The sequence below is a fragment of the Streptomyces sp. NPDC048248 genome (genome assembly GCF_043201875.1).
In the GTDB taxonomy this organism is placed as follows: domain Bacteria; phylum Actinomycetota; class Actinomycetes; order Streptomycetales; family Streptomycetaceae; genus Streptomyces.
In genome coordinates, this window is record NZ_JBICZL010000007.1 from 370,421 (window position 1) to 395,627 (window position 25,207).

Genomic DNA, 25,207 nt, shown 5'->3' on the forward strand with positions numbered 1-25,207 from the left:
ACTCGTCAGCTCCTCCGTCGGCTCCTCCGTCGTGGGTGCCGGGTGTGCCGGCTGCGCCGCCGTCCGCGGGGCCTTCTGCTCCGTTGTCGGCTCCTCCGTCGTGGGTGCCGGGTGTGCCGGCTGCGCCGCCGTCCGCGGGGCCTTCTGCTCCGTTGTCGGCTCCTCCGTCGTGGGCGCCGGGTGCGCCGGCTGCACCACCGTCCGCGGGACCCTCTTGCTGGTTCGGAAGCTGCTCCGGGTTGGTCATCATGCCTCCTGAGAATGGGACGGCAGGGACCGGGCTCTCGCATACGTGCCTGATCGGCAGAGAGGGCGATCCTCAAGGACACCGCCCACAATCACCGTATCGCTGTGGGGCGAAAGCATCGATTCGAGAGGGAAAATCTCCCGGGCGCCGGACCGGTCGATAGTCGTCGAGGCTAAAGAAGCCGTCGAAGGTGTGGGTAGTGGACATGCAGCTCTCCTCGAGTGCGGTTCGCTGTGTGTGCACTCGGACCGGAGTCCACGACGAAACCCGTCGGCAGAGGTTGATGGGAGCGTCGGCCGTGGTCGCCCGAGCAAGCTCTAAGCGAGGGCGAGATCGATGGTGCCTTCGATGAGCCGGGCTATGGGGAGCAGGGTCGAGAGAGTCGGTGGTCCCAGGACGTTCTGCCAGGTGACGATGAAGTCGCGGTCGTGCGCGACTTCGTGCACGATGGCGCCTTCCGAGAGGACCTCACCGGGGGCGAACGGGGGGAGGGGGCCCCTGCCGACCTTGGAGTGCGTCACGAGGAGGTTGAGGTTCGGCGGCCAGATCTGCGGCGATGTGTGGGTGAACCACGTGGCCCCTCCGGCGAGCAGGTCGAGCATCGAGTTGCTGTCCTGGGGGCCCACCAGAGCCTCCTCGCGCATGAGGGCGTAGAGATTGGCCATCTGGTGGGTCGTGGTGGCCTGTGCGACCATGCCGTCGTTGTCCGAGCTGATCCGCACGGGCGGCCATTGACCCTGGAAGTCGCCGGCCAGCCATATACCGATAGCGGACGGATCGTCAAAAAATCCCCCGTTGGCGAGAGCCCCGTTCAGATAACCGAACCCGAGCCCATGAATAGTTGCGGCTGCTGCGGCATTGGATCCGCCAATCATGTCTTGGAGGGAATTCCAGAAACTCTCACTGAAATTCACCGCGAGCTGCCCTGTCGAAGGATTGAACGGACTGTCAAAGACCTTTCCATAGTCGGGGAAAAGGTGGAGGTCCGTTATTGCGGACGCATTCGCGATCCTGGGTACGGCCTCCCTGATGGACGGGTTGAACTGCTCCCGCAGTGCCGTCAGGAACTCCTGGCGGCTCGTCAGGCCGTGGGAGACCGGTGTCACGTCCTTGCGCAGCTCGAATGCCGCATACATGGCGGCGACCTTGAGCAGGCTGGCGGAGAAGTGCTCCTGGTGTTGGTTTCTTCCGGCCGTGGGATAAACGCCGACGTGGCTGCTCACCAGTGCAATGGTCACAGCCGCCCGGTCGACGATGTCACGTTCGACGGTGGTGAGGTTTCCTAACGCCGTGTCGAACGAATTCTGCATCTCCGCGCTATCCTGCAAGATGGTGTCGTACGTAGTCGGGAACATATTTCCATCATGCGGCGCCGGAACAGTTTGGGCAGCATCACGAGGTCGTCGGTGATCGAGGACACGCCCATGACTTTCGCGCCCGTTGTGGTGGTGTCGCTCGGCCACAGGCCCTGGCCGGGGGCCGCTTGGGCCTGGTGGGACGCGGCAGTCAGCTCCGCGCGCAGACCGGGGAAGAGGCTCCGGTAGAACGTGGGGTAGGCCAGGCCAGAGGCGAGCAGATGGTGGTTGGCCGTCGTCCTCAGAATGGTCGCGTCGACATCGATTTCCAGACCGCTGGGTCCCGGCGGGGCGCCGCGCCCGATCAGAGCCACACAGCGGCCGTGCGCGTCGGCGCCGCGGGTCAGCACGAACCCCGGCGTACTTTCGGGTGTCGCGGCGGTCACGGTCTCGTCCGGCTGGTGTTGGATCTCCGTGAATCCCAGCCAGCTCAACAGTTCGTCACGTGCCGCATGCGCGAACCCCAGAGGCTGGTGAAGCCGCTTCGGGCCGTAGTGCGTCTCCAACGCATCGATCGCGTCCAAGCGCAGCTTGGCCCGACCCGTAGCGCTGTGTTCCACCGCACGACCTCCGCCGCCTCCGACGAGGTCCCACACGTTCGGGTCGTCGGGCGTGAAATGAACGGTGTCCCCGTCCGGCTGGGCCCCCTTCACCTGGAACGAGCCCTTGATGAGCAGCATCGGCATAGCGTCTCCCGGCGGTGTGACGGTGCCTGATCAGATCGGCTGGCAGACCACATGAACCACGCTATGTCAGGGTAAAAGGGCTCGCAATCGTAGGCTTCGCGCGGAGACGCGGACAGGCCGGGGCCATCCCGGGGCCATCCCGGGCGCAGCATGAGTCCCGTCGCGCGCTCCAAGCCGGAGTCCCGTCACGCGCAGCCAGCGCCTGAGGTCCGTGCGGGGCCGAACGGGTGTCGTACGGCGCGGGTTGCGCCACCCGCCGAGTGTGCTCCCGCGTCCGGCGCCTGCGTAGCGCCTATGCTCGCGGCCACCGAGCGCATAGGGGACGGTGCGAGATGTCCGTTCAAAACGCGCGGCTCGCCCACCCGGTCTTCCCTGATCCCCGCGGGCGGACGTCGAGCGCAGGCGCCCGCCGTGGCTGAGGAGGCCGGGCGGGCACTGCTGGGACTGCTGCGTCGGCGGCTGGTGGATCTCCTCGACGGTGCAAGGCAGGCGCTGCAGCTGGACGGGCTCGGTCCCGTCGACGGACCATGGACGGGTTCGGGGTTGGAAGGGCAGCTGCTTGCGGCGCCGGGGCACACCGGGGCAGGGGACGCGGTCACCACGAAGGTCCTGGACATCCTCGATCAGGCTTCCGTCCCCAGCGGGCAGGCCGAGGGCGGGCTCTTCGGCTGGGACCCCGAACCGGGTGGGCCCTCCCAGGCCCGCGGCATCGCCTACGCGCTCCGCACCGGCGACGTCTCTCGGACGGACAGCCCTGTTCTGGCTGCTGCGCTGGCGGTCACCTCACCTCCCGGGGGAGCGGCACGGCTCGAACTGGTGGCCTCCGGCGCGGCGAACGGCACATCGGCACCGGCACTCGAATTCGGCGGCGGATGGGCGCTGCGGGTGGATGGAGAGGTCGCCGGGGTCCTGCGGGTGGGGCTCGGGGCGGACGGGGACGTGGACGTCTCGGGCGGGGCCGAAGGGGACAGGCTCCGGATTGAGGTCTCTCGGCGGAGACCGGCAGCCGGGCAGGGCAGGGGGCAGGAGCCGGGGATCGATCTCGGTGGGCTCGCCCTGACCCTTGAGGTGCGCATTGCCGGGGGACGGCCCCGGCTGCGTGGCGGACTGAAGATCAGTGGCGGTGAAGTCCGTCTGGCCCCAGGTGACTTCTCCGCCCTCGTGCCCGCCCTCGGGCCGCTGCCGCTCGATGTGGAACTCGGTGTCGACGGTGAGCGCGGCGTGGACCTGGCCGGCAGCGCGGCGTTGGTGGTCCGGCTCCCGACCGGGGCGTCGATGCCTGGTATCAGCGCCGGGCCGCTCGACGTGACCCTGCGCCCGGCGGCGCCGGCCGCGGACGCGGTCCAGGTCCATGTGACCACCGCACTCGGACTCGACCTGCCCGGCCTGCCCATCCGGCTCGCTCTCGCCGGGGTGGGGCTGGAGCTGCCGTTCTCGCTCGGCGGGAGCGAGGTGCTCGGTTTCGACCCCCGCGCACTGGTGCCCATCGCCCCCGCGGGGGCGGGAGTCGAGCTGGACCTGCCTCTCGTCAAGGGCGCCGGGCATGTCCGCAGTGCCCAGCAGGGCGAGTACGCGGGCACGCTGACGTTGCGTATTCCGCCGGTCTCCCTGGATGCCTTCGGTCTGCTCGGACTGCGCCCTCTGTCGTTCCTGGTGGTACTGGGGGCGGCCTTCCCGCCGCCCGGCATTCAGATCGGCTTCGGCTTCGCCATCACGGGCCTGGGCGGTGTCGTCGGTGTGAACAGGCGGGTGGACCGGGAGGCGCTGGCGCAGGCGGTGGCCGACGGCTCCGCCGCGGCCTTGCTTTTCCCCACCGATCCGTCAGCGCAGTCCCGACAGGTGATGGCTGCGCTTCCGGGCATCTTCCCCAAGGCGCCGGGTCGGGCCGTCGTAGGGCCGATGTTCCAACTGTCCTGGGGACGCTTCGTCAGCGCCTCGGTCGCGCTGCTGCTCGAACTGCCCGATCCGGTACGGGTGTCCATCCTCGGCAAACTCGTGGTTGCCGTCCCCGATCCGCTGCTGCCCCTGGTGCAGTTGCAGGCCACGTTCATGGGCCAGGTGGACCCCGGCGAACCGAGTGTGACCTTCCAGGCATCCCTGATCGGTTCGAGGATTGCCGGCGTTCCCCTCGCGGGAGATGTCTTCCTCCTCAGCCGGGGCGGCGCCGAGGCCGAGTTCGTACTGTCCGCAGGCGGTTTTCACCCCCGGTACAACCGGCCCCGAGGGGTGCCCGCCCTTGCCCGTCTGGGCATGGACCTGTCTCCGTCACCGCTGATCGGGCTGCGCTGCGCCGCCTACTTCGCCGTCACCTCCAACACCGTGCAATTCGGCGCCCGGGTGGAGCTGGTGGCCGAGGTGGCAGGCTGCGGCCTGCGCGGGCATTTCGCGTTCGACCTGCTCATCCAGCTCAGGCCGCTGTACTTCATCGCGGAGGTCTCGGCGGGCGTCGCCGTCGAAATCGCCGGGGAAACGCTGGTGGGCATCCAGCTCTCCCTGGCGCTGGAGGGCCCCACGCCCTGGCACGCACGTGGCCGCGGGTCGGTCGACCTGTTCCTGTTCAGCGCTTCGTTCGACTTCGACGAGGTGTGGGGAGCTTCGCCGTCGGCCGCGCAGCCGGCCACTCCGGACATCTTCAGGCAACTGACGGTCGCATACGGGGACCCTGCGTCCTGGACCGTACGCGCGCCGGATCCGAACGCCGGACCGGTGCGGCTGACCGGGCGGGCCGCTCGGGCTCTGAGCGAGGGAACCGTCGTACATCCGCAGGGCTCGCTGGCCACCCGGCAGCGCGCCCTGCCTCTCGGTGTGACGGTCACCCGCTTCGAGGGGCTGCCCGTCGCCCCGCAGTTCTGGGACGTATCCGACCCGTTCTTCCGCGTGGGCCAGCGAGCGGAGGGTACCGGCGAGGAGCGTGAGCAGTTCCCGCCCGGGCAGTTCCTGGACCTGACGGACGACGAGCGGCTCAGTCGGCCCGCCTTCGAATCCTTCAAGGCCGGACTGGGCCTGACCGCCGACGGGTTGCTGTTCGCCGCGGCCCGCGGTACCGAACTCGACTACGAGACAAAGGTCGTCGCCGGGCCCGAGGAGACGCGGCGCCTGACGGTCGGCCACCTGGGCTCGCTGTTGCGCCAGGTGGAGACCGTCGCCGGGACCGGGATCGCGGACCCCCTGTGGTGGCAGACCCCCGACGAGCGCATCGCGGTGGCCGCCGGCCCCGAGCTGGTGGTGGCGGACACCTGGTCGCTCACGTCGCGAGGCGGAGCGGGGACCACGGTGACCGAGGCGCATGAGTTCGCCGGGCTGCTCGCGGACCGCGGTCGCCCTGTAGGTGTGGTGGAGAGCTGGGAGATGACGGACTGATGCGATGCCGGATCTGACGTTCGCGTCCTGGGCGCAGTCACCGATCGGCCGGGCCATCGCCACGGGTGGTGGCCCGGGACCTGTCGGCACCGCGGCGTTCCGCCCCGGTCTGGTGGTGCGGCACCCGGACGGACACACCACTCCCGTGTTCGGGCCGTCCATGCGCATGCTCGGCCCCGAGGGAGTCTCCGGAATCGACCCGAGAGGCGTCGTCCGATGCGATCCTCCCGACGGGGCAGGCGAGGTGGAGGCGAACTACCTGGCCTCCGTGGAGTTCGACTGCCTCGAACTGCCCTGGCTGTTCACGCCGGCGGCCCCTGACGCCCGTGGGCGGCTGCGTCCCTGGATCGTCCTCGTGGTCGTCGAGAGCGAGCGCAGTGTGCTGCGCCCCTCGGATCCCGCACCGGTGCTGAGCGTCGGCCGGGACCAACTGCCCGACCTCGAAGACTCCTGGGGCTGGGCGCACATCCAGCAGCCGGCACCGGACGCCACCCCGCCTCCGGGCCTCGGCGCTCTCGTCGGTCGTTCGGTGGCGCGCCTGATCTGCCCGCGGCAGCTCGCCCCGAACACGCACTATCGGGCGTGCGTCGTACCGGCGTTCGCCGGCGGCAGGGAGGCCGGGTTGGACCTGCCGGTGACCGAGGCGAACATCAACGCGCATGCCTGGAAGGTCACCGACTCCGGCGATATGGACCTGCCGGTCTACTTCTCCTGGCAGTTCGCGACCGGCCCGGCGGGCGACTTCGAGCAGTTGGTGCGCCGCCTGGCTCCTGCGGAACCGGAGCGGATCGCCGGGCTCGGATGCCGCATGGTGGATATCGGCAAGCCGTGGAACGCCGACGTTGCGCTCTCCGGTCCGCAACCCGCCACCCTCGCTGTGCAGGGCGCGCTCGTCACCTTCGACGAAGCGCCCGCGGGCACCGCCGACGAGGACACGCTCACCGACATCGCATTCCGCCTCCAGGCACATCTGAACGCACCTGCGGATCGGGTGGCGGGAGAGCCACCGGACGAACGCGCCACCGCGGTCGCCCCGCCGATCTACGGGGGCCGTCACGTCAGCCGACAGCGGGTCATGGTGGATCCACCCGCGGAGCCCCCGGCGGATCCCTGGGTGGAGGAGCTGAACCTGCTGCCGCCCGGCCGGGTCGCCGCAGGACTTGGCGCGGAGTATGTGCGCACCCACCAGGAGCAGCTGATGGCGCGGGCCTGGGAACAGGTGGGCGCCGTCCGGGAGGCCAACCGGCGCCGTGCTCTGGGCGAACTGGCCGCCAGTGTGGCCGAATCGCTGCACCGCCGTCATGTGCAGACCCTCGCCCCGGGGGAGGCTGTCGCCCTGAGCAGCCCCGCGGCCTGGCGCATCCGGCGGGCGGCCGGAAGCACCACCCTCGCGGCCGAGATCGGCGTCAGTACCCTCGCCGACGCCGCGGCCACCCCCGCCTTCGTACGGCTGCTCCGGCCGGGCGGGCCGGTGGCGCGAGCGGCGCGTACCGACGTCCGTCCCCTCATCGAACGAGGGCTGACGGGGGAGGTGGTGCCACCCCAGGCCAGGCCGCTGCTCGCCGGGGTGGAGAACACGGAGATCGAAGCGACCGGTGCGCTGGGCGACATGGCCTTCGGCGCGGTGGTGGCGGGCCGCTCCACGGCCGTCGCCCGACGGCTCACCACCCTGTGGGCCCTGTCCGACGCCGCCCTGGCCAGCGGGCTGACGGACGAAGCCGACCGCCTGCGGCAGCGCCTCGAGGCCGTGCCGGTCGACACGGGGGCGATGGCATCCGGGGACCTGAGGGCGCTGCGGCTGGCCATCGCGCCGATGCTGGGCATCGCCGGCAGCGAGGTGGTCGGGGCGGAAGAAGACCTGTTCTCCGGCGCGCAAGGGGAGGCGAACGGGCCCGCACTCACGCCGTTCGGGGTGCGCGTCGATATCGGCTCACTGCACGCCCGTATCGTGTCCGCGCTGGCTCCCGCGGACCGGATCGTCCGCCGCGTCGCCTCGCAGGTGACTCTGCCCGCCCGGTTCGGAGATCCGCTGTCGTTGGCGCCGGTGATGGAACACCCGGTCTTTCCGGCGCCCATGGCACTGGCCTTGTTGGACATGGCGCCGGACTGGTTGCTTCCTGGCATCGCCGACTTCCCTGCCGACTCCGCCACCCTGCTGATGGTCAACGCGCCGTTTGTCGAGTCCTTTCTGGTGGGGCTCTGCCACGAGTTCAATCGCGAGCTTCTGTGGCGTGAATATCCGACCGATCAGCGCGGCACGCCCTTCCGTTCCTTCTGGCCGCGCGCCGACGGGGCCACGGACATTCCGCCGATCCACACCTGGACCGGTCCGCTCGGCGATCACCTCGCAGGATCCGACATCTGCGTGCTCCTCGTCAGGGGTGCTGTTGTGCAGCGCTTCCCCGGGATGACACCGGCGTGCGTGCCCGCCCGGTCGGCGGGTCCGGGCCTGGCTCCAGTGCCGGACACCGACCCGGCCACCTGGCTGCTCCCGTTGTTCACGCTGCGCGTGGACGCGGCAACTGCCGCCTATGCCTTCGCCGTGGATCCCGACGAGCTGCGGGGGACGCCCAGCGCACAGGCTCCAGGTCGCTTCTTCGCGTTCCAGGAGCACGGCTACCGGATCCGCTTCGGGTTCGATCTGGCCGACACCCAGCCGCCCGACCCCAACCGTCCCTTCCACACCTGGAATGACCTCGACTGGGACCGGGTGCCGCGCTCGCGCGGATTCGCCGTGGCCGGGAGGGGCATCGCCCCGCCCGACGGCGAGCCGGGGCTTGACGCGGCTCGCTGGGACCGCGATTCCGCGGACATCGCCCGCATCTGCCTTCAGCGCCCGTTCCGTGTACTCATCCACTCCCACGAACTGGTCGGAGGCTGACGTGCCGAACGCTGACATCGACGAACTGGCCACGTTGTACCGGGCCTGCCGACAGACTCGGGCGGATCACGAAGAGGCCTTGCGGGAGCTGCAGGACGCCGATGAGCGGCTGGCGTCGATGGAACGACTCGCCCCCTGGGTGGGGCTCGACCCGCGTAACATCCAGGCGTTCAACGAGGAGAAGAGCCAGCGCGAACTGTTCGTGCAGGGCGCACGGCAGCGGCTGGTCGACGCCGACTTCGCCAGGAACGAGGCCGACAACGCCTACGACACAGCAGCCGAGGCGGCCCCGCCGCTGTGGGACGAGGACGGTGACCTGCCCCTGCTTCTGCTGCCGTTGCGGCTGGAGACCGTCTACCGGCCCGCCGGTGCCGGTGCCGAACTGTGGATCCGCGCCTACCCCGATGACGTACACGTCGACGGGCACGAGGTGGGACTCACTCCGCGGGAACAAGCCGCCGGTGAGGAGTACCGGCGTGCGGCACAGGAGCCGGACCCGGAGGCCGCGGCAGTGGCCTGGCGGGAGCTCGTGAGGGAGTTGGGACCCTCGCGCGCCGCCTGGGTGCGGGAGCGGATGCGCCCCGGGGCGCCGGCCCCGGACGGTGACTCGCACTCCCGTACAGGCACCTGGACCCGCGCCCCGCACACCGAACTGATGCCGGACCACCTGGTGTTCTCCGGCTACCGGGAGGGCCGGCTGGCGTGGCGGACCGAGGGCGCTCCCATCCCTTCCCCGCTGCCGGTCTCCTTCGCCCCGCCCGGCTCGGACGTGGCCCCGGCGGACCCGGACCTGCCCTGGGACGAGGGATGCCACTGGCTCGTGGACTTCGACGCGGCCGTCGCGGCCGGGATGGCGGTCCGGGTGCCGCTCGCAGATCCGGACCTGCACTACGACCTGATCACTGTGGCCGGTGCGCGGACCGACGACTCGGCGCTCGACGGGGCCCGCCGCTGCGAGAACCTGCTGATCGCTCACACCTACACCGACGGGCTGGCGGTGCTGCCTGCCGGGACTCCCACCAACAACACCTCGGAGACCCGGTCGGGATGGCGCTCGCGTCCCGAACCGCGCAGCCCGGAGGAAATCGACCGGCTGCGCGAGGAGTATCTGCCCGACAGCACACAGCCGGCGTCGAGAGTCGCCCGTGCCCTCGGCATCGATGGCCACGACAGTCTCGCCCTGGCCCCGGACGCCCTCGTCGACGATGAAGCCGTGATCGCACGGGTGAACGCGATGATCGGCCGCTGGTTCACGCACTCACCCGACTTCCGCTCCCCTTCCGACAGGCTCTTCCCGGCCCTGGAGGGATACGACTTCCTCGTCGACCACTTCGGTTCGTACGTCCGCAGTCGCGGCCCGCTGCCCACGCTGCGGGTGGGGCGTCAGCCCTATGGCCTGCTCCCGGCCGGCTCGCTGACCCTGTGGCGCGGCGACGACGTCGCCCGGGAAATCGTCACCTCGGTGGCCTCCGTCCACGACGCCTTCGCCCTGCGGGTCCCACGCGCCCCGCGCTTGGGCTCCGGACCGGACCAGGACGCGGTCCTGCTGGACCTGCTCAGCCGACGGCCGGCCTCGCGCCGGGTCCGCCGCAGCAACAAGGACCCCGTCAACCCCAAGCGGACGGCGGCGACTCCCGCCACCATCGGAGTGGTGGGCGCCGGGAGCACGTTCGCCCACCGCGGCCCGCAGGCACCGCCCAGGACCGAGATCGCCGCCGCTTTCGATCCCACGCCGGAGATGCTCGGTCTGGTCGCGGACCGGCCCCTGACAGCGCTCGCAGCCATCGCCACCCATGGGTTGGATATGTTCACCACTTGGGATCCGGCAACCGAGGACATGCCGGATCTGGCCTTCCTGCGCCCCGAACGGGACCAGATCAAGGCCCGGCTCGCGCCCCTCGTGGACTCGGACGCAGCCGGACTCCTGTACGCGCTGGGGGTGCCCATCCTGCTCGACGGGATCTTCTCCGGATTCTTCGCGGGATTCGTCACGCAGCGGCTTCCCGAGGATCCCGAGATCGTCGAGCGGTGGCGCGCGATGCTCAGCAGGCACGCCAACCTGGCGGACGACGTCGTCTTCCTCGAACAACTGGCCGAGAGCGATCTTCCGCTCGTGGAGCAGTTGTTGTGCGAGAGCCTGGACACCACCGCCCACCGGCTCGACGCCTGGGTGACCTCGCTGGCGACCGCCCGCCTCGACCGGACCCGCGAGGACCGGCCGGCGGGCCTGCGTACCGGGGCGTACGGCTGGCTCGTCGACGTGGCACCCATGGAACCGGACCACCGCACGGCGGGTGACGGGTACCTCGTCGCCCCCTCGCTGCACCACGCGACGACGGCGGCGGTGCTTCGCTCGGGTTGGCTCGCCCACAGCAACCGGGAGGCGTTCGCGGTCAACCTCACCTCCCGACGCGTGCGCCTGGCCCTGTCACTCGTGGACGGGGTGCGCTCCGGACAGGACCTCGCCGCGCTCCTGGGCTACCGCTTCGAAAGGCGTCTGCACGACGCGGGGCTCGACCGGTGGATTGCCTCCTTCCGGGAACGCTATCCACTCGCGCCCCTCGCCGATCCGGAGGGCGAGGGCGCCGCCGACGCCCGGACGGCAGTCGCCGCCCGCAACGTGGTCGACGGCCAGGCTCTGCGGCGTGCCCGGCTCGCCTTCGACTCCGAGGAACCCCCGTTGGCGGCCGAGGACGACCAACTCGAAACCATCAGGATGCTGATCGCCGAACTCGACGACGCGGTCGACGCGCTGGGCGATCTGCTGCTGGCCGAGAGTGTGCACCACCTCGTCGGCGGCAACCCACTCCGAGCGGGCCTCGCGGCCGACGCCATCGGCCGGGGCGAAGGCCTCCCCGAGGAGTTCGAGGTGGTCACGACGCCCCGCAGCGGCAACGACATCACCCACGCGGTCGGCTTCCTGACACCGGCCGCAGGTGCTGCCGGTGGAGGCGGATGGTCCGACACATCCGCGCTCGCGATCCTCGAACCACGATTGGAACAGTGGTGCCGTGCTCGCCTGGGCCCCGCGGACCAGTGGCGGTTCACGTTCCCGGTCGGCGGCGGCGCTGCCGATTCGCCGGTCTCCCTCGCCGCCTTGGACGTCAGCGCCCTCCAAGTCGTTCTGAGCGCCACGCCCGGCGCGACGTCACCGTTGATGCGGCTGCTGCGCCGGGCCGGCGGGGTCGATCCGGCCCAAGGGCTCGCTGACGAAGCTGGTGACTCCGGCGGCCGCTACGGTGAACTGGCCGCCCTGACCGGCTCCCTGCGCGCCGTTCTGGCGACTTCCCATCCGCTGCTCGCACCGCATCTCGACCCCACGGTGGCCGACCCGTGGGCCGCCGCCGATCTGGACGATCTGGCGACGCGGATCGGGAGTTGGCTGGCCCGGGTGCGCGCCGCCGCAGACGCCTTGGGCCCGCAGGCCGAAGCGCTGGCGGGCGCCTCCGCAGGTGCCGGGCAGCAGGCCGCGGCCGAGGAGCTTCTGCGCACTCTCGACATGCTCGCGGGCGCCGGATTCATCCCGGCGGCCGCGGACGGACCGCTGCCTCGGCCCTCCGACGGTGGAACCGATCCGTCCCTACTGGTAGTCCAAGCTCTCCGCATCCGCACCGCCTTGGCTGACCTGGGACTACCGGGTGCGCTCCAGCCCCCACCGTCCGGCGACCAGCGCACGGCCACGACAGCACTCGCCTGGGTCACTGCCGTGACACAACTCGTGCGCAGGGTGGTCGGCGACGCGATCCCGCTGGTGCCCGTACTGAACCTGTCGGGTGACGCAGCGGCCAGGGCAGCGGCCGCGACCCTGGACCCCAGCCACCGCCCTGAAGGCGCCGACGACGAGGCCGTAGCGGACTGGCTACGTGAGTTGTCCCAGGTCAGGTCCGCGGTGTCCGATCTGGATGAGGCCCTGCTCGGCTCGCAGGTTATGGCGGGCAGCCGGCCGCCGGGCTTCATCGTCGCGCAGTCACCGGCCACCGCAGCCCACCCGCCCTGGGCTGCGAGGTCTGCCCTCGGCTCGGGGCGGTCGGCGGTTCGCTCCTGCTGCGTTCTGGCTGCCGATTCCACCGATGGTGGCCTGGATCCGCGTAGCGTGGCGGGGCTGGTGACGGACACCTGGACGGAGCTGGTTCCGAGCCAGGGCCGGGAACGCGGCACAGCGGAAGAGATCGCTGCCATCGCGTTCAAGGCGGACCGTCCCGGTGCCCGGGCGCCGCACGCCCTGCTGCTCGCGGTGCCGCCCGATCGCTCGCGGGGCTGGCGAATGCAGGACGTGCACGCCGTGATCGAGGAGACGTTCGACCTCACCCGCATCCGGCCCCTCGACCTGGGAGATCTGCCCGAGATGCGCGGCCCGCTGCCGCTCGAGGCGCCCTTCACCATGGAGTTCAGGGAGCTCTGACAACCGATGAGCCGATTCGAACCGATGCCCCGCGACGACGGCGTCGGCGACGCGGTGGCCGCGCGTGTCCACGATCCGCTGTGGATGCTGGGCCGCCAGTGGCAGTTCGGCGAATTCCTCGGCGAGGACGCGGGGAGCGTCGTCCAGGTCGAGGCCACTGCCGACACCCACCGGGTCGACGGCTGGCGCCCCGCCACGGAACGCGCCTTCCGCCCGTACGACCCCGCCAAGGCGCCCCTGGAGCGGCTGGTCGAGGAGGAACCACCGGTCCCCGGGGCCGACCCCCGGCTGCGTGCCGCGGCCGGTGCCCGCTTCGTCCGGCAGCTGACCGATGCCGCCCTCGGTGCGAATCTGCCTGCTTTCGTGGCCCGTTACGGCTTCTCGGACGAGCAGCCCGCGCCGCGCGGGCTGTCGGCCCTGCTCCATCGCAGTCTGCCCGACGGTGTCTCACTGGCCGCCGGACTGCGCGTGCTGACCGGCCCCGACGGCTCGGCTGCGGAGGCTGAGGCCGAAGCGCTTGGGCTCGACACGGCGAGCCGGGCCGCCCTCGCGGCGTCGGCGGGCGAGTGGCTGCAGTGGTGGGAGGCCAGAGTCCCCGCCCCGGCGGGCGAGCTGGACGGAGGCAGTGGGCGCCACCCCGCCGCATGGAACGAGAACCGCCTCGAATACGCCTTTTCCGTACGGGCCTCCGGACTCGGCGACACCGAGTTCGCCGCCGCCGAATACATGGGCGGACGCCTGGACTGGCATTCCTTCGACGCGGTCCCCACGACGGGGCCTGGCCCGGATGCGGAGCCCGGTGAGTTGTTCCTGCGTGGGGTCCCCGCCCCCGCACGGTTCGGCGGCATGCCGGCGAACCGGTTCTGGGAGATGGAGGATGCCCGGATCGACATCGGCTCGGTGGACGCCGCTCCGCATGATCTCGGCCGCCTGATGATGGTCGCCTTCGCCACCTCGTCCTCGAACGACTGGATGGTGGTACCGGCACGCCTGCCCGTCGGTACGTTGCTCCGCGTAAGGAACTTCACCGTCACCGATGTTTTCGGCGGACGGGAGGAACTGGCGCCCCTGGCGGCCGACAGCCCCGATTGGAATCTGTTCGCCCTCGCCGACGGGCGCGAGACCACCGGCGCCAGTCCTTGGTTTCTGCTGTTCCCGGCCCTTTCCGGCAGCCTTGAAGGTGCACCTGTGGAATCGGTGCTGCTCGCCCGCGACGAGATGAGCAATCTCGCCTGGGCAGTCGAGGAACGCGTGCAGGACAGCTCCGGTCGACCGCTGGACCGCTACGACACCTGGGCAGCCCGCCCGGTGACGGCTTTGCCCCCCTCCCTCCTGCCCCGCTACCGCGTCGACTCCGAGGTACCCGACCACTGGTACCCCTTGGTGCCCGAGCAACTGGAGGATCACGAGTCGATCAAACTGAGGCTGGTGCCCCTGGTCCGACGAACGGCCGGGGAGATCTGCACCGTGACGCCGTTGGGCGCCCTGCTGGAGTCGGTGTCCGCCTCCGGGCAGGGGGCCGATGCCTTGTGGCTGCACGAGGAGGAGGTACCGAGATCCGGCGCCACCGTCATCCGGGCCCATCAGCGGGCGCGCTGGCACGACGGCTCGGTGCATCAGTGGATGGCCCGCCAAAAGACGAGCGGCACCGGCGAGGCATCCAGTGGCCTGCACTTCGACCGGGTGGAGGCACCGAACGCCCGCTGAGTGGACCGTCCGCCGAGGTCGTCGATCGTGCGGCCAACGGTCTGCGAGGACGTGCGGTCCCGCGCGTGGGTCAGAACAGGTTGTTCAAGCGTTCCCGCAGTTCGAGCATCCTCGGCTCGTGGCGGCGGGAGCGAATATAGCGGTGGAGATCCAGGGGAGTGACAACCCCGTCGCCGTCCATGTCTGCCGTGCCATGACTGGCGAAGACCTCCTCGCGTGGCCCGCCTACCGCCCCGAGCACGGTGTCCGCCGCCAAGTCCAGGCCCGGCACCAGCAAAGAGGACCATACCGCGGCCTCGTCCGCGTCCGAGGGAATGCCCACATTCAGAAGGTGGGCCGTGAGCACCGGAGTCAACTCTTCCGGCATGGCGTCCAGCACGTTCCCCGGCAGATCCGCCCAGCCCGCCGCCTCGAGCTGATCAGCCGTCAGCTGCAGTGGCCCGTACCGGCCGGATGGGTGGTACGCCGACGTCCGCATGCCGCTCTCCGCGTAGGCCACGGCCAGGAGCACGCCGGGGGAGACGTCCGCGCCGAGTGCGGCGTCGCTCAGGGACCGCAGCACTCCATCAGATACGTCGGGGGTGAGCTGCGGGGCCGGCCACTGCTCAGGATCGCCGGTCATCAGCCAGGCAGCTTCCGGAGGCGCCATGCCGGATTCCACCAGCTGGGGCCAGTCCTGCGAGAGCAGACGACGCACCCCGTCCGTCGTCCGGGTGTTCATGTCGAACACCTGGTACGTCCCGGCGAAGCCGAAGGCCGCGAACATGTGCAGTTCGCCGCCGGGCACGAAGACGGCCTTGCCACTGCCGTTGAGCAGGTCCTGTGAGCCGTCAGGGGCGGTGAACCCGAACTCCTCGTAGGGCCGCATGCCGTCGAAGGTGTCGTGGACCGGATCGTGGAAGCCCCATCCGTCGAGTGCGCGGATGAGCACCGTGGAGCGATCGATCCCCACGATGTCTTGCCCATTCAGGGGTGGCGGCAGACCCAGCCCTGCGTCGATGGCTGCCGGGAACTCGATGACAGCGCCGGTCGCCATGTCCAGACGTATCGAACCGGTGGCGCCCCCCGGCCCGCCGCTGATGAGGACGATTTCCGATGGCCCGGTCTGTATACCGCCCATGATGCCCAGCAGCGGCCGTACGACACCCATGAGGGCGAGCGCGGGAAAGCGTGCCGCGAAGTCCTTGGGCCGGGACCAGTGCACGCCGTCGTCCCGCCCGTCCATGCGTATGACGAGCCCACCCGCGGTGAACCAGATGGAGAAGCCCACGTTCCCATGATCGCCCGTCCCCGGGCTCCTCGCCATCGCGGAGGCTGATGCACCGAGGCCGGCGGGGTCGAGGGGGCCCGGCGGCCCGCTCAGATCGTGGGGCGGGCGGCGTCGTCTGCCGATAGCGCCGCCGGGCAATCCTCCGGAGGGCCGCCTCACCCGAGGCCGTGCCTCAGATGCTGGTTCGGGGCGAAGCGGCGCAACCGGTGAGGAGGCCGAGGATCTGCTCGACCAGCTCGAACGCCGGGAGCATTGCCTTGCACTCGTCCGCGTTGAGCCCGCCGAGATGGATGACCACGCCACCGTTCTTGACTTCAAACGGTGCCGGCCCCGTCCGGACCGGGGGAGTCCTGTCCCAGGCCCCGACGGATCGCGATCTCCACGGGTGAGTACCCGCCGTCGGCCCGCTCCAGTTCGTACGGCGCTGCCGGCATCAGCGGCGGCTGGGCCATGAAGCGCGGCCGCACCCCATGGTGCGGTTGCGCCGCGTGCACCAGGAACGGATGGCACAGGAAGACGTCCCCCGGGGACCCGGTGGCGAGGGCGAGTGGCCGGTGGTCGGACGCCGCCACCAGATCGGGCGCAAGGGCCAGCCCGCTCGCTCCGTCCTCCCCGTACTTCTCCAGTACCTTCGGCACATCGAGGTGAGAGCCCACCCGGATCCGGGTCGGGGCGTCCTCCTCACCGACTTCGCTGAACAGGAACAGCATCAGCAGCGCCCGGCCCCGGGAGCGCAGATTGGTGAAGTACCAGCTCTCGCCCTCCGGCAGATAGCTCCCCTCGATGTGCCAGCCCGCGTCCGCCGGCTCCTCCTCGTGCGGGAAGCGCAACGGGAACGTGCCCAGCGAGTAGCGCGGCTCCCAGCGCCCCTCGCCGACCAGCAGGTCGTACGCGCGATGTAGGGACGGGGAGTTGGGGGCGGCGCCGAACGGCCCCTGCGCCATGCCGGCCACCCAGTGCACGGGCTGCGTCCACGTCGCCGGATCGTCCGGATCGCAGCCCGTCTCCCGCCACAGCAGCCGTGCGCAGTCCGCGGCCACGCGCGGCGCGACGGCGCCATCCAGCTTCACGAAGCCGTCGCGGAGAAAGCGGGATACCAAGGTCGTGTCATCCATGCCCCCATCGTGCGGCGACACCGATCCCGGTCACCCGACAGCATGCGCACCACCTTTGTCGGGTGTTCACCTCATGCCCGCGCTCCGAGAGGAGAAGGAGATTCTGGTGCACGAGGACCGCAGGCCGGGGCGCCCGTTGGAAATGGGCGTGCCCGTCGATGAGTCCCTGCCCGCGCCGGCCTCCGAGTGGCGAAAGCCTCCGTGCCCTGGCCGCCCGGGCTGGTGCGGCGACCCGAAGGAAGGTCGCCGCACCAGCCCGGGCTCCGCGTCGGCCTCGTGCGGCTGCAGCTCAGTCCGTGTACACCTCGGCCCGGTCCACGCTCACGAAGGCGGCCCCGGACGACCCGTTGTGCTCGCCGGTCACCCGGACCCGGAGCGTGTGCTCGCCGTTCGCCAGGCGCGGGCTGAGGTACTGGAGCGTCTCGCCGGTGCGGATCGCGCCGTGGAAGTCGACGCGCTTCTCCGGGCCGCCGTCCACGCTGATCGCCGCTATGCCGTTGCCCGTGTCGCGGACGGAGAGCAGCGCGATCCGGGTGCCCGTGAAGGTGTACGTCGCGGTGTTGCCGGCCTGGTCACTCCAGTGGTCGTCGCTCCAGAAGCACTGCGCGGCGCAGCCCGTGCCGGAGTTCCAGGTGCCGGTGTACGCGACTGTCCCGGGCCCGCTGGAGCGGCCGTCGTCGTTGATCCAGTAGGCGCCGGAGCCCGGGTCGCCGGACGGCAGGTCCTGTGTCGCGCCCATCGCCAGGGGAGCGCCGAGATCGGGACTGCCGTCGGCGTTCCAGATGATCTTCTGGGCGCGGGTCGTGCGGTCGCTATAGGTGTTCTGCGCCGTGGTTTTGGCGTGGTAGATCAGCCAGTCCTCCTTGCCGTCGGGGGACTTGAAGAAGGCGTGGTGCCCGGGGCCGAACACACCGCGGTCGTCGGCGCGGGAGAACACGGGGCCCGAGTGTTGTGACCAATTGCCGGGGACGAGCGGGTCGACGCCGTCGGGCAGCGACATCATCCAGACCTGGTAGTCGGGCTTGCCGGTGTCGCAGGTCGAATACGTCATCCAGGTGCGGCCGTTGCGGTTCAGGAACTCGGGGCCTTCGCGCACCTCGGGGCAGCCCCCGGCCCCGTCGATGGCGACCGCGTCGCCCGAGACGGTGTACGGGTTCGACATCGGCGCGATGTTCAGGCCGTTGTGCTGGTACGCGTTGATGCCGCTGTACGCGAGGTAGAGGCGGCCGTTGTGCTGGAGGATGCCGGGGTCGATGGCGAAGTCGTTCGCGTGGTTGGGCGGGGTGAGCTTCGCCTTGAAGTGGTACGGGCCCGCCGGGTCGTCCTTCTCCGACTCCAGGACGTACAGCCGGTGATGGTCGTCCGTGCCGTCGTCCGCCGTGTAGTACAGGTACCAACGGTCACCGAAGCGGTAGAACTCGGGAGCCCAGATGTGCTGGTTGCGGGAGGCGTCGGTGTCCGTCCACACGGTGATCGGGTCGGCGTCGAGCAGCGTGCTCAGGGACGGTGAGCGCCACATCTTGATGCTGTCGCCCTGAGTCGTGGTGAGGTGGTAGGCGCCCTTCGCATACGAAACGAAGGGGTCGGGGCCGGTGTTGAGCGGATTACGGAAGGTACCGGCAGCGTTGGGCGCCTCGCGCCCCGCGGTGGCCTCCGGTGCGCAGACCAGGCCGACGAGCAGGGTCAGGAGAGCGGCGAGCAGTGGCGTGCGGTAGCGGGCGCGCATGGGCGAATCCCTTACATCGATGTAAGTGCATTGCTGCAGGACCGTAGGGAAGAGGCCGGGGGAGTGTCAACGCACGGTGTGCGCAGGCGAGTCGGGGCGGCCTCACTGGCCGCCGAGACCCGTGGTCGCCACCGATTTCACGATGTGCCGCTGGAAGAACACGAACACCGCTACAAGCGGCATCGCGGCCAGCACGGCCGAGGCCATCGACTGCGCGTACTGGACGCCGTACGCGTCCTTCACCGAGGTGATCCCGACGGGCAACGTCATCAGCGACGGATCGGAGGTCGACACGAACGGCCACAGGAAGTTGTTCCACGCACCGATGAAGACGAAGATCGCCACGGCGGCGAGCATCGGCCGGGACAGTGGCAGCATTACCGACCAGAAGATCCGCCGGTGCCCCGCGCCGTCGATCCTGGCCGCCTCCTCCAACTCCCGTGGCAGCGAGTCGAAATGCTTCTTCAGAATGAACACCATCACCGGCGCCACCGTCTGCGGCAGGATCACCGCCGCGTACGTATCCAGCAGGTGCAGCGTCAGCATCTGCTGGAACCACGGCACGATCAGGATCTGCGGCGGCACCAGCACGGCCGCGACAGTGAGGACGAGGAGCGCGCGGCGGCCGGCGAACAGCGTGCGCGAGAACGCGTACCCCGCCATCGCGGAGACCAGCACGGTGACCACGGTGACGGCCGAGGAGATGAGCAGGCTGTTGAGCATCCACAGCGGCAGGGCTCCGCGCTCCCACACGCTGCTGAATCCCTGGAACGTGAAGCCGTGCTCCGGCCACAGCCAGTGCAGCGGATCACTTGCGTCCCGCTCGGATTTGAACGCCGTCAGAAGCGCCCACGCCATCGGCAGCAGCCAGACCAGGGCGGCCACCGCCAGCGCGGCAAGGGCGAGCGAGCGCGCCGTGCGGCTCGCCCCGAGCGTCAGGTTCGTACGCGACCGGGCAGGACGCCGCGGTGGTCTCGATGTGCGCAGGGGCCGGGCGGCCCGGGGTTCGGAAGCGGCGTGGGCGGGGGCATCGGTGGCGGTCATGGTCACTTCTCCCGGCGGCGGAGTGCGAGGAATTGGGCGGCGGATGCGAGGAGAACGAGGGCGAAGAAGATGTAGCTGATCGCCGAGGCGTAACCGAGCCGGTATCCGGTGAAGCCGACGTCGTAGACATACTCGACGACAGGGCGCGTCGAGTTGTTCGGGCCGCCCTTGGTGAGCAGGTAGACCTGGTCGAAGACCTTCAGGGAGGCTAGGATCTGCAACACGGTGATCACCATCGTGATGCGGCTCAGTTGAGGCAGCGTGATCGATCTCAGGCGCCGCCATGCCCCGGCTCCGTCGATCGCCGCGGCCTCGTACAGGTGGTCCGGGATCGACTGCAACGCTGCCAGGTACAGCAAGAAGTTGAAGCCGACCGTCCACCACAGCGTGGTCAGCGCGATCGCCCACATGGCCACCGACTCAGCGCTGAGCCAGGCGAGTTGTCCGAGTCCGAGGGCGTCGAGGAGATGGTTGTAGAGGCCGAGGTCGGGCTGGTACAGCCAGAGCCAAAGGAGACCGACGACGCCGACGGGTAGCAGATACGGCGCGAAGAACGCCAGCCGCCACACCCACTGACCTGGCAGTCCGGTGTGCACGAGCAGGGCCATGCCGAGCGCCACGACGACGAGCGGCACAGTCGAGATGAGGGTGAACCACGCGGTGTGCCCGAGCGCCCGCCACATCTCCGCGTCCTGGATCGCCTCGGTGAAGTTGCCGAGGCCGACGAAGGAGGGGGTGTGCGCCGACAGGGCCCGGTCCGTCAGGCTCATCCACAGGCCCTGGCTCAGTGGCCAAAGCATGAACACCGCGAACAGGACGAGGAAGGGCAGCGCGAAGAGCAGGCCGGGGGGCAGCCGCCGCCGCACCGACACCCCTGGCCGGCGCGAGGCGTGGGGAGAGGACATCGTGGTGCCTCCTGAGGGGGCGCGCGGCCGGTCAGGCCGGGCTGGGCTTGGCTAGGAAGGTGTTCAGACGACGCACCATCGCGCGCGCCGCACGGTCCGGGGCGAGACCGTCGAGCAGGGCCTGCTGGAGCACCTGCGACATGGCGTTCTGGAAGTCGGAGCCCGCGCCGGCGAACCAGACCGCCGGGTCGAGCACGACGTGGTCGGCGGCCGTCTTGTAATGCGCCTGGGGCAGCAGGCCGGCGTACTCCGTGGTCCGGGTGACCGGTTCGTAAGCGGGAATGTGGCCCGCCGTCGCCCAGATCTGACCAGCCTTCAGGAGCGTCGCCACCGCGCGGTGCGCCCGGCGGCGGTGCGCTGCTTCGGGGTGGTCGCGGTGGGGGAGGACGAACGCGTGCGAGTCGGCGTAGACGGCCGGGGTGCCGAAGACGGTGGGGAACGGGGCGGCGCCCACGTTCTTGTCCGCGGCCCGGTACGTGCCCAGCTCCCACTCGCCCGACAGGGTCATCGCGGTCTGCCGGTTGGTGAACGCTGCCAGGCCCGCGTTGTAGTCGAGCCGCTTGGGATTCACGCGGCCGTCCACCACCTTGGCCATGAACGCGATGACCTCGGCCATCCGGTCCACGTCCACCTCGGCCGGACCGCCCGGGGGGAGCGTGAACGCGCCGCCCGTCTGCCGGTACAGGCCGTAGAACAAGCGCCAGCCCTGGGCGGTGTCGGTGACGTATCCGAAGGCGATGCCCTGCTTCCCGGATGCCCTCGCCAGCTCCTTGCCCGCCGCAAGGAAGCGGTCGGGGGAGGAGAACGCGTCCACGTCGAGCGTGCCGTCCTTCGTCAGCAGCCCGGCTTTCCGCACCGGCTCGGGGTGGAAGAAGACGATGAAGGGGTGGGTGTCGAGGGGGACCGCGTAGGTCCTGCCCTCGTACTGGGTACGTGACCACACTGCGTCGGCGAAGTCCTCGCGCCGGACACCGAAATCGGCCAGCAGGTCCAGGTCCCACGGATCCACGAGGCCGGTCGGCGCGTACCCGGCAAGACGCGACATGTGCGCGACGGCGACGTCAGGGCCGCGTCCGCCGGCCGAGGCCATGGCGAGTTTCGTGTAGTACGGGGTGCCCCACTCCAGGACGGTGCGCTGGATGCGGGTGCCCGGCATGCCGGGCCGTGCCGCGCGCACCATGTCGTTGAGCAGGGCACCGTCGGCCCCGCTGAACAGGTCCCACAGGCGGACGGCCGACTCGTCGGCCGCCGACGCGCTGTCACAGCCGCTGAGCGCCCCGGTGCCCAGGACCGTGGCCCCGGCGGCGAGCGCGGTGGTGAGCGCGCGTCGCCGGGTGAGCCCGGGGCGAGCGACGGGAGCAGGTGTGCCGGTCATCCGGCTCCTTCCCCGGGTTGCGGCGGACGGACCCACCGCCACCCGGTCGTTACATCGATGTAATGGTCAATGACCGATCTGGTGCGAGCCTTCGAAGGCCGCGGGACGCCGCTGCGCGGCCCGCAGCAGGGCGGTGTCAACCTTTTCGCCGCGGTCGAAACGGTAGATGCCGTTGCGCTCCTGGAAGACATCGGTCAGCTGGGTGTAGCAGTAGCCGAACATGTCCGGGTTGCCGAGCAGCACCCCCGTCAGGCCGGTGAAGCGGTCGATGAACTCCTGTGCGCTGCGAGGCCGTTCGCCGTACCCCCAGGAAGAGTCGAGCTCGTCGCCCGCTGCCTCGGCGGCCGCCCGCGGGTCCCACCAGATGCCGCCGAACTCGCTGCAGAAATAGGGCTGTCCGCCGTACGGGACGGACCATGGGCGGCCGTCGGGCCCCGCGTTCACGTACGGCTCGTCCTGCGCGAGCCCGTGCATGATCTTGGCGAAAGCGGTGGGATCCTGCTCGTAGCAGTGCGAGTCGTACACGTCGGTCTCCGGGACCCGGTGCGCGTAGCCGGACGCGTCGATGACCGGGCGCGTAGCGTCGGCCAGCTTGGTGGCCAAGAACATCGCCCGCGTGACGTCATCAAGCTGGGTGATGCGGTCGTGCAGATGCTGGTACGTCTCATTGAGCGGGCACCATCCGACGATCGAGGGGTGCGAGTAGTCCCGCTCCAGGGCCTCCAGCCACTGTGTGACCCAGCCGGCGTCGGGGCGTTGGTTGTCGTCGCGCACGCCTACCTCGCAGCCCCAGTCGCCGAACTCGCCCCACACCAGGTAGCCGAGCCGGTCCGCGTGGTACAAGTACCGCTCCTCGAAAACCTTCTGATGCAGTCGGGCGCCGTTGAAGCCTGCGGCCAGGCCGAGTTCGATGTCGCGTACGAGGTCCGCGTCACTCGGCGCTGTCATCAGGCCGTCCGGGTAGTAGCCCTGGTCGAGCACGAGGCGCTGGAAGACGGGTACGCCGTTCAGGAGCAGCCGCTTGCCGTCGGCCGAGACCGAGCGCAGGCCCGCATAGGACCGGACCCGGTCCACCGTCGCCCCTCCCTCGTCAAGGACCTCAAGCGTGAGGTCGTACAGGTGCGGGTCGCCCGGCGACCAGACGCGCAGCCGATCCTCAGGAACGCACAGGGCGAGGCGGGGGCTGAAGTCGAGATCGGCGCGGGCCTCGGCGGTGACGACGGCGCCGTGCTCGTCCGCCAGGGTCGCGCGGACCCGGTGTTCGGGTGCGTTCCCGGTCAGCGGCAGCTCCAGGAAGAACGATCCCGAGGCCAGGTCCGGCGTGATGCGAGGCCGCTTCAGCGCCACGGTCCGCGGCACCGGCTCCAGCCATACGGTCTGCCAGATACCGGTCGTGCGGGTGTAATGGCAGTGCGTGTTGGCGTACCAGGTGGCCTGCTTGCCGCGCGCCTGCGGACCGTGCCGGCTGTCGCGGGCCCGCACCACGAGCGTCAACTCCCGGCCCGCCACGGCCACCTCGCCGAGGTCGGCGGTGAACGGTGTGAACCCGCCGCGGTGCCGCGCCACCTCCACGCCGTCCGCCCATATGGTCGTGTCGTGGTCCACGGCGCCGAAGTGCAGCAGCACCCGGGCGTCGGCCCACTCGGCGGGCACGGTCACGGTCCGCCGGTACCAGACAGCCTCCAGGAAGTCGGTCTCGCCGACCCCGGACAGCTCCGACTCGGGGCAGAACGGCACCGTGATGACGCCGCTCAACTCACGCTCACACAGGCCCCGTTCGCGCCCGGTATCCGCGCGATCGATCTCGAACTGCCACTCGCCGTTGAGATTGAGCCAGGCCTCGCGGGCGAACTGTGGACGCGGGTACTCGGGTCGCGGCAGGGCCTGGGCATGCGGGACGGGCATGGTGCTCCTCGCTCGTGGGTGCGGTGCCACTCGGTGCGGGACTCATGGCACCATGGGGATTACATCGATGTAAATATCCGGGGCGTTCGAGGCTCCGGCCTGAAGCCGATTCGTGATGCTCGATACGATCGCGGGCGGCAGACGGAAGGAATGAGCAGCGTGGCGGCCAGACCCAGGATCAAGGACGTGGCGGAGTACGCGGGCGTCTCGCCCAAGACCGTCTCCAACGTGATCAACAACTTCGAGCATGTGTCGGACCGGACCCGCGAGGCCGTGCGCGAAGCCATTGTCGCCCTCGGCTACCGCGTCAACATCGCCGGACGCCAGCTCCGCCAGGGGCGCACCGGCATGATCACCCTGGCCGTGCCCGAACTCGACGTCGCGTACTTCTCCGAACTGGCGAAGCACGTGATGATGGAGGCCGACCGGCGGGGCCGAACGGTGCTTCTGCACCAGACCGGCGGCGCCCGCGAGCGGGAACTCGCCGCGCTGCACGGCTTCGACGCGCAGTTCACCGACGGGGTCATCCTCAGCCCGCTCGCCCTGCAGCCCCGCGATCTCGCCACACGCGACCGCGGACTGCCGGTCGTCCTGCTCGGCGAACGCCCCGCCGAGGGCAGTACCGACCATGTCGCCATCGACAACGTGCGAGCCGCGCGCGAGGCCACCGAGCACCTGCTGGCACGAGGGCGGCGCCGCATCGCCGTCGTCGGCGGCAAGGTGCGCGGCCCCCAGGGCACCGACCGGCTGCGCACCGACGGCTACCGCGAGGCGCTGAAGGAGGCCGGCATCCCCTTCAACGGCGACCTCGTGGTGCCGGTGGACGCGTACCACTGGACAGACGGAGCGCGGGCAGCCGCCGCGCTCATGGGATCCGAGCAGCGCCCGGACGCCCTCCTCTGCCTCAACGACCACCTCGCGCTCGGAGGGCTGCGCGCCCTGTACGAGCTGGGCCGGAGCGTGCCCGGCGACCTGGACGTGGTCGGCTTCGACGACATCGAAGCCTCCCGCTTCAGCGTGCCGAGCCTGACCACCGTGTCCCCGGACAAGAAGGAGATCGCCCGCGCCGCCGTGGCGCTCCTGCTCGACCGCATCGAGGAGCCGGTGGCGGGCCCGTTGCAGGACCATGTGGTGGGCCACGAGCTGAAGGTGCGGGAGAGCACAGGGGGTTGATGGCCGACTGTTGCCACCAGGCGAGGTTGCCGGTCCGGTCCGGGGGCCCGGCAGGT

The 25,207-nt window shown here is 70.3% G+C and carries 15 protein-coding genes; 5 read left to right on the forward strand and 10 right to left on the reverse strand.

The window, feature by feature from the left end; translation table 11 throughout:
* Window positions 1–564: 564 nt before the first annotated feature.
* Window positions 565–1,602: a hypothetical protein gene (locus ACGFZW_RS17565; protein WP_393894009.1), complete on the reverse strand. Its 1,038-nt coding sequence runs from the start codon at window positions 1,600–1,602 to the stop codon at window positions 565–567.
* Window positions 1,530–2,288, reverse strand: a complete 759-nt coding sequence (locus ACGFZW_RS17570; RefSeq protein WP_393894010.1) for a nuclease — start codon at window positions 2,286–2,288, stop codon at window positions 1,530–1,532. The genes ACGFZW_RS17565 and ACGFZW_RS17570 overlap by 73 nt, the downstream gene beginning before the upstream one ends.
* Before the next feature lie 411 nt (window positions 2,289–2,699).
* On the opposite strand from ACGFZW_RS17570, the gene ACGFZW_RS17575 reads away from it, so the two are divergent.
* Genes ACGFZW_RS17575 through ACGFZW_RS17590 form a run of 4 tightly spaced genes read left to right on the forward strand, consistent with a single transcriptional unit; the run spans window position 2,700 to window position 14,638 of the window.
* A complete protein-coding gene (locus tag ACGFZW_RS17575) occupies window positions 2,700–5,648 on the forward strand; it encodes a DUF6603 domain-containing protein (protein ID WP_393894011.1) in 2,949 nt (982 codons plus the stop codon).
* A 4-nt stretch (window positions 5,649–5,652) separates the two neighbouring features.
* Window positions 5,653–8,529, forward strand: coding sequence for a hypothetical protein (locus ACGFZW_RS17580; RefSeq protein WP_393894012.1), 2,877 nt, complete (start codon window positions 5,653–5,655; stop codon window positions 8,527–8,529).
* A 1-nt stretch (window position 8,530) separates the two neighbouring features.
* On the forward strand, window positions 8,531–12,931 hold the full coding sequence (locus tag ACGFZW_RS17585; protein WP_393894013.1) for a hypothetical protein: 4,401 nt from the start codon (window positions 8,531–8,533) through the stop codon (window positions 12,929–12,931).
* A 6-nt stretch (window positions 12,932–12,937) separates the two neighbouring features.
* The gene (locus tag ACGFZW_RS17590) at window positions 12,938–14,638 is read left to right on the forward strand and encodes a hypothetical protein (protein WP_393894014.1); all 1,701 of its coding nucleotides are present in this window, start codon (window positions 12,938–12,940) and stop codon (window positions 14,636–14,638) included.
* 70 nt (window positions 14,639–14,708) lie between these two features.
* On the opposite strand, the gene ACGFZW_RS17595 is transcribed toward ACGFZW_RS17590, so the two are convergent.
* From ACGFZW_RS17595 to ACGFZW_RS17630, 8 genes are all read right to left on the reverse strand, one after another.
* Window positions 14,709–15,908, reverse strand: coding sequence for a hypothetical protein (locus ACGFZW_RS17595; RefSeq protein ID WP_393894015.1), 1,200 nt, complete (start codon window positions 15,906–15,908; stop codon window positions 14,709–14,711).
* A gap of 172 nt (window positions 15,909–16,080) precedes the next feature.
* Window positions 16,081–16,206, reverse strand: coding sequence for a hypothetical protein (locus tag ACGFZW_RS17600; protein WP_393894016.1), 126 nt, complete (start codon window positions 16,204–16,206; stop codon window positions 16,081–16,083).
* Between the two features lie 16 nt (window positions 16,207–16,222).
* Complete coding sequence (locus ACGFZW_RS17605; RefSeq protein ID WP_393894017.1) at window positions 16,223–17,023, reverse strand: phytanoyl-CoA dioxygenase family protein; 801 nt, start codon at window positions 17,021–17,023, stop codon at window positions 16,223–16,225.
* Window positions 17,024–17,312: 289 nt separating this feature from the next.
* Window positions 17,313–18,749, reverse strand: a complete 1,437-nt coding sequence (locus ACGFZW_RS17610) for a family 43 glycosylhydrolase (RefSeq protein ID WP_393894018.1) — start codon at window positions 18,747–18,749, stop codon at window positions 17,313–17,315.
* A 102-nt stretch (window positions 18,750–18,851) separates the two neighbouring features.
* Complete coding sequence (locus ACGFZW_RS17615) at window positions 18,852–19,793, reverse strand: carbohydrate ABC transporter permease (RefSeq protein WP_393894019.1); 942 nt, start codon at window positions 19,791–19,793, stop codon at window positions 18,852–18,854.
* A gap of 2 nt (window positions 19,794–19,795) precedes the next feature.
* Complete coding sequence (locus ACGFZW_RS17620; protein ID WP_393894020.1) at window positions 19,796–20,698, reverse strand: carbohydrate ABC transporter permease; 903 nt, start codon at window positions 20,696–20,698, stop codon at window positions 19,796–19,798.
* Window positions 20,699–20,729: 31 nt separating this feature from the next.
* Window positions 20,730–22,073: an extracellular solute-binding protein gene (locus tag ACGFZW_RS17625; protein ID WP_393894021.1), complete on the reverse strand. Its 1,344-nt coding sequence runs from the start codon at window positions 22,071–22,073 to the stop codon at window positions 20,730–20,732.
* A 66-nt stretch (window positions 22,074–22,139) separates the two neighbouring features.
* Window positions 22,140–23,978 (reverse strand): glycoside hydrolase family 2 protein, encoded by a 1,839-nt coding sequence (locus tag ACGFZW_RS17630; RefSeq protein WP_393894022.1) that lies wholly within the window; start codon window positions 23,976–23,978, stop codon window positions 22,140–22,142.
* 150 nt (window positions 23,979–24,128) lie between these two features.
* Here ACGFZW_RS17630 and ACGFZW_RS17635 point away from each other — a divergent pair, with 150 nt between their 5' ends.
* On the forward strand, window positions 24,129–25,151 hold the full coding sequence (locus tag ACGFZW_RS17635; RefSeq protein WP_393894023.1) for a LacI family DNA-binding transcriptional regulator: 1,023 nt from the start codon (window positions 24,129–24,131) through the stop codon (window positions 25,149–25,151).
* The last annotated feature ends 56 nt before the right edge of the window (window positions 25,152–25,207 follow it).